The sequence below is a fragment of the Mycobacterium sp. THU-M104 genome, from assembly GCF_049197365.1.
GTDB lineage: Bacteria > Actinomycetota > Actinomycetes > Mycobacteriales > Mycobacteriaceae > Mycobacterium.
In genome coordinates this window covers 1-5,109 of sequence record NZ_JBMIOP010000183.1, presented here as the reverse complement: position 1 = coordinate 5,109, position 5,109 = coordinate 1, and the positions used below count along the sequence as shown (strand labels likewise).

Annotated in this window: 3 protein-coding genes and 2 pseudogenes; 2 read left to right on the top strand and 3 right to left on the bottom strand. The window is 66.0% G+C overall.

What is annotated here, in order from left to right; all coding sequences use genetic code 11:
• The coding region (locus tag ACOJVU_RS14680; protein WP_421530443.1) for a hypothetical protein at positions 1 to 195 on the top strand (195 nt) is incomplete at its 5' end.
• Positions 196 to 231: 36 nt separating this feature from the next.
• Here ACOJVU_RS14680 and ACOJVU_RS14675 read toward each other — a convergent pair.
• The 3 genes and pseudogenes from ACOJVU_RS14675 to ACOJVU_RS14665 form a co-directional block, all read right to left on the bottom strand.
• The gene (locus ACOJVU_RS14675) at positions 232 to 2,082 is read right to left on the bottom strand and encodes a glycosyltransferase (RefSeq protein ID WP_421530442.1); all 1,851 of its coding nucleotides are present in this window, start codon (positions 2,080 to 2,082) and stop codon (positions 232 to 234) included.
• Positions 2,083 to 3,017: 935 nt separating this feature from the next.
• Positions 3,018 to 3,170 (bottom strand): annotated as a pseudogene (locus ACOJVU_RS14670) (hypothetical protein); the annotation flags it as partial.
• 15 nt (positions 3,171 to 3,185) lie between these two features.
• Positions 3,186 to 3,698: pseudogene (locus tag ACOJVU_RS14665) on the bottom strand (PE family protein); the annotation flags it as partial.
• Between the two features lie 711 nt (positions 3,699 to 4,409).
• On the opposite strand from ACOJVU_RS14665, the gene ACOJVU_RS14660 reads away from it, so the two are divergent.
• On the top strand, positions 4,410 to 5,109 hold a 700-nt coding region (locus ACOJVU_RS14660), incomplete at its 3' end, for a hypothetical protein (RefSeq protein ID WP_421530441.1).

Below are 5,109 nucleotides of genomic sequence, written 5' to 3'. Positions count from 1 at the left end.
GCCGGCCGCTACCTGCTCACCGACACCGTCGCCAGCGGCCCGGCAATGTACGACACCACACGCCTGAACCCAACCACCGAAGCCCACAACAGCAACCCCGACCCGTCCACCCGACATCGACGACCGGCCGCCGACGCCGGGCTGCGCACCGCCAGCCTCGACGAAGTCCTCTGCATCCCAGGTCTGCACCTGTAGTCAATGGGTATCGATCATCGGCGGGCCTCGATGCGGTCACCGGGCAGGTGTCTTCGGCCGACGTCCCTTTCGCGCGGCCCGGGCCGGGGCTTTGGGTTGCTGCACGGGCCGGGCCGCTGCGGTGCAAAGCACCTCGTCGAGGCTGGCGCTCTGCAGTCCGACAGCGACCGCCCGCCAACCGAGTTCGGCGATGGGATCTGGGTCGCTGCCCACTATGCTGCCGGCCCGATCTAGGCGTGCGGTGTCGAACATCGCCGGGCCGGTGGCCACCGCTTCGGTGAGCAGGTAACGGCCGGCGTCGGGTGTCCGGCACACCTCCTCTTCGGCGGCGCAGGTGCCGGTGAGTTTGGCCGCGTCGGCGAGGTTGATGCCCACCTGGAACACGTGGGGTTCGGATTCGAGCACCGCGATCAGGCGGGTGATGAAATTCTCGGGCGCAAAGAACCGCCAGCCCTGGCCCAAGTGTAGCCAGAACCGTCCCCGGATCTGAGCGCGCAGCTGCGCGAGCTGCGCACCGGGCCCGTCGCCAGCGCTGCAATCGACAAACTCAAGGAAACGGTAGCGCTGCCGCAGCAGCACGCGGTTGGGGGCGGACAAGCCGGCATCGACCACCAGGAAGCGCCCGAACCACAGTGACAGATCGAGACAGCAGTTCAGAAATGAGTTGATGGCCTGCTCGGTGGTCTCGCGGTCCGGTCCGGCGATCAGGCTGACGGTGACCGTGGCGCCTTGACTGGCGACCAGACGCTGCACAAGCGCATCGGGATAGGATGCCGCCGCCTCGAGCATGACCGGCACGTTGAAGTCGCGGTTGGCCGCGATCCGTTGCCGATCAGGCTCGGGCAGATCAGGGCGGGCCAGCAGGTTCCGGCACAGCGTGAACGCCTCGACATGCCGGCCGATCCAGCTCGCGCACACCGCCTGCTCATCGACCGCGCGCCACGCGTAGACGTCTGCTCCGATAAACAAGACGTCGTTTTCGGGAAACGGGATTCGGGCGGCGCGCTGGGCAAACAAGTGACCGGGCTGGTAGCGCTGATCTTCGCGGTACCGGCGTGCGATGGCATACAGCGCCTCTGCTCGGGTCGGTCGAAACTCCCACGCCCTGAGGTAGGCCTCCTGGACAACCAGCCAGGGCCAATCGAGTCGCGCCATCGACTCCGCGAGCCGGAGCATCGAATAGTAGACCTCCTCGTCCAAGCCGCCCATCTCGGCCCGTCGCTCATACCACTTGCGAGCGTTGACGAAATCACCCAGGTCGAAGTAACTCTGGGCCAGATAGAACACCGACCGCGCATTCTCGGGGTTGCGTTCGACCTCGGCCAGCAACAGGTCGCGGTCACGCGCATACTTCTGCGTATCCTGACTGCGGGCACCGAGGCGACGAGATTCGACGTAATAGTCGCCCTCGACGCGCCCGACAACGCAGTCAGACTCCCATACGGCCGTCTCGTGGACGACGCCTTCATAGCGCACTCGCACCCCGTCGCGGAACAACTGCGGGCGCCAGTAGGTGAAGGAGGCGTCCCCGAGGCGCATGCGGTAGATGTCGGCGCTCAGTTGGGTGAAGTCGGGTGTACCCGTGACGATGTCGTCGGCGTCGATGACCCAGATGTAGTCGCCGTGGCCTTGGGCGAGGTCCAGCGCCTCGGTGCGGTTGTCGCCGAAATTGCGCCATGGCCGTTCGTGAAGCTCGCCCGAGATGCCTAGGCGGGCCATGTGTTTGCCGATCACGTCCTGGGTCCCGTCGGTGGAGCCGGTGTCGACGATCACCCACGAGCTGATGTAGGGTGCGACCGAATCGAGCGCCTCCACGACGACGTCGGCCTCGTCTTTCACGATCATGTTCAGGCAGATCACGGGGTGTGCGGTTACTCGTTTGGACACCGCCCAGAGTTTACATAGCAATGGTTTCGCGGGACGGGTTGCACGCGACGTCGCGGCGACTGCGGATCATAGGTCGTGCCGTTCGACGAACACCGCAACGCGTCACCGCCGGCGATCCGCGACGGCTTCGTCGGACATGTCGCCGTGACGGCAGCACCGCGCAATCGCTGTGCTTCGGCCCCCAGCAACCTGCGCGAACCTCGATTTTGCGCGAAACTCCGCGTGACACGCTGTTTAGTTAGCGAAAGCGCCTGTCCTGCAAGAGATTGAGACTGCCCAACGACTCTGACTGCGACTCTGACTGCCGCGGTCGAGAACGGCGCGGCCGCCCGCGAACGGGGTTGGCCAGTTGCGGGCCGACCCGGAGTGAGTTCGTGATTGAGGACAAGCCGCACAATCCGACTGCCGCCAGCACAGGCCGGCAAGCTTATTACCGGAGGAACCCGGATCGGCGACGGCCCCGGCATGTTCGCAAACCGCGACGACAATCTATGTTGCCACGCTCAGCACGATCCGCTTCGGTCACTCAAGTCACCACCGCACCAGGCGAACCGCTACCCGGTCGCGCCGTGAGCGCCCTGAGCGCCCTGGGCGCCCTGAGCACCGTGAGCACCAAAAATGCCGCCGTCGCCGCCGGCACCGCCATGACCGCCGGCGCCGGGAGCACCGGGGACACCACCACTGATGGAGTTTCCGCCGGCGCCGCCCTGACCACCGGCACCGCCGGCACCGCCGTCACCCAGGAGCAACCCGCCCCGACCACCGGCACCACCGGCACCACCGTCACTACCGAGACCACCATCTGGGCTACTGGAGGTGCCTGTAGTACCTGGGGCGCCCGCCCCGCCGACCCCGCCGGCACCACCATGGCCAAAGAACAACCCACCCTGGCCGCCAGCACCACCGGTACCACCATTCACACTCGGATCAGTGGATGATCCGCCGGCACCGCCAGCACCACCGGCACCGAACAACCACGCCCTGCCGCCGGCACCACCGGCAGCACCGGCGCCACCCAGGCCGCCGGCGCCGCCGTTACCGAACAACCACCCGCCGGCACCGCCGGCACCGCCGGCAGCATCGGCGCCACCCGTGCCGCCAGCACCACCGGTACCGATCAACCCTGCCGCCCCGCCAGCACCGCCGACATCGCCGGCTGCCGTGCTTGTACCACCGGCACCGCCGCTGCCGTACAGCCACCCGCCGGCCCCGCCGGCCGTCCCCTGCCCCGCGGCGGTGGTGTATCCAGCGGCGCCGTTACCGATCAGCACACGCCCTGTTTCCTGCAGGAAAAACGAGTTGACCGGATTGAGGATCGAAGCCGCCGACGCCTGCACAGCACCTTCCGCCGTTTGCGCCGCGTTGGCCATCTCGGCGCTGATGTACGAAGCCCCGCTGGCCGACATGGTGCGCGTAAACTGTTCATGGAAGGCGGATGCCCTCGCGGCCAGCGCTTGATACTGCGCAGCATGCTGGCCGAACAGCGATGCAACCGCCGTCGACACCTCGTCGCCCGCCGCCGCCGCCAGCTCTGTCGTCGGGGCAGCCGCCGCCGCGTGGGCGCTGGCCAGGTTCGTGCCGATGTTGTCAAGATTCGCCGTCAGCCACTGGACCATGGCCGGGTCGACGTAGAAAGGAGAACTCATAGCATGCCACCTCACGTTCATCGCCAGCCCTGCCGAAGTAAGGGCGTAATCCGAGACTGCCTTCGAGCAACCGAAGCGGAACGGTACCGCAAGCCGGTCGGCGATCGAAATAGATTCGGCGACACTGGAAACAGTCGGGTTTGCAGATCGGAACCGGTCGGTTTTAAAAACTGGACACGGTCAGTTCTGCAAACTGGAAGCAGTCGTGTAACGGTCCCTCCGGGCGGGCCTTGAGGCCCTCCGGGTTTCATCGGAGGCTCCTGTCTTGGTCGCGTTCGTCGAGTTGCAGTGGTAGCTCGACGATGTGTGCTGTTCGAGCGTGACGATGCGCTGCCGAAGTTGGTCGATGCCGACTGGAGTACCGAGACATATTGCGCGCCCCGTTTTTCGTCGCGATGCTCAGGTGCACGGGTTGCGGGTTGTCTGGCGCACGCCGCTGTGCGGGTGCAGCGGCCGCGGCAGCACGCGCACCGTCTACCGCGTTTCGTCGCCCTGACCGCTACCGACCGCGTCATGCTCATCCGCAGTGTCGGGCAACAGTCAGGTTTCGCAGGCATCTTGACGCAGTTCGTCGCTCCGGGAGGCACACACGAGCTTGAAAGGCTGCGCTGCGCCCAGCGAGTGACCGGGTGAGTGACCCATCGGCAAGCCGCAGCGCCCCTCTTTCACTACGCTGCACCCATGCGTTTCGCCGTCGCAATTGTGACACCTTCTACCAATCCGACCATCGGCGGAGGATTTCGCGAGATTGCGGAGACCGTGCACCATGCTCTTGCGGCGCTCGGGCACGACTCGGTGCTGACCGACCGTCTTGACCTCGACGAACGCCGCACCATCGTGTTCGGCGCGAACCATCTCGTCCAGTACGGCTTGGAGGTGCCCAAAAACCCGATCTTCTACAACCTCGAGCAATTGGGTGACGACTCGCCGTGGATGACGATGCCGGAATTCGTCGACCTTTTCCGGCGCTACCCGGCGTGGGATTACAGTCACGCCAACATCGAGCGGCTCGCCGCGATGGGACTGCCCCGGCCCACTTACGTTCCGATCGGATACGTGCCCGAGCTGACCCGTATCACCCCGGTCTCCGAGGACATCGACGTCCTTTTCTACGGCATGCTCAACGAGCGCCGGTACGGCGTTCTCCGAGAACTGCACGACCGAGGTCTTCGTGTCAAATGGCTGTCGGGCGTCCTCGGCGGGCGCCGCGACGCCTGGATCGCACGGTCGAAGATCGTCCTCAACATCCACTACTGGGACGCGAAAATCTTCGAAATCGCGCGGGTGTCCTACCTGCTGGCCAATCGACGCGCGGTGGTCTCCGAGCGTGGTGCCGACCCCACCGTGGAGCGCGAGCTGGAGTCCGGCGTCGCGTTCGCCG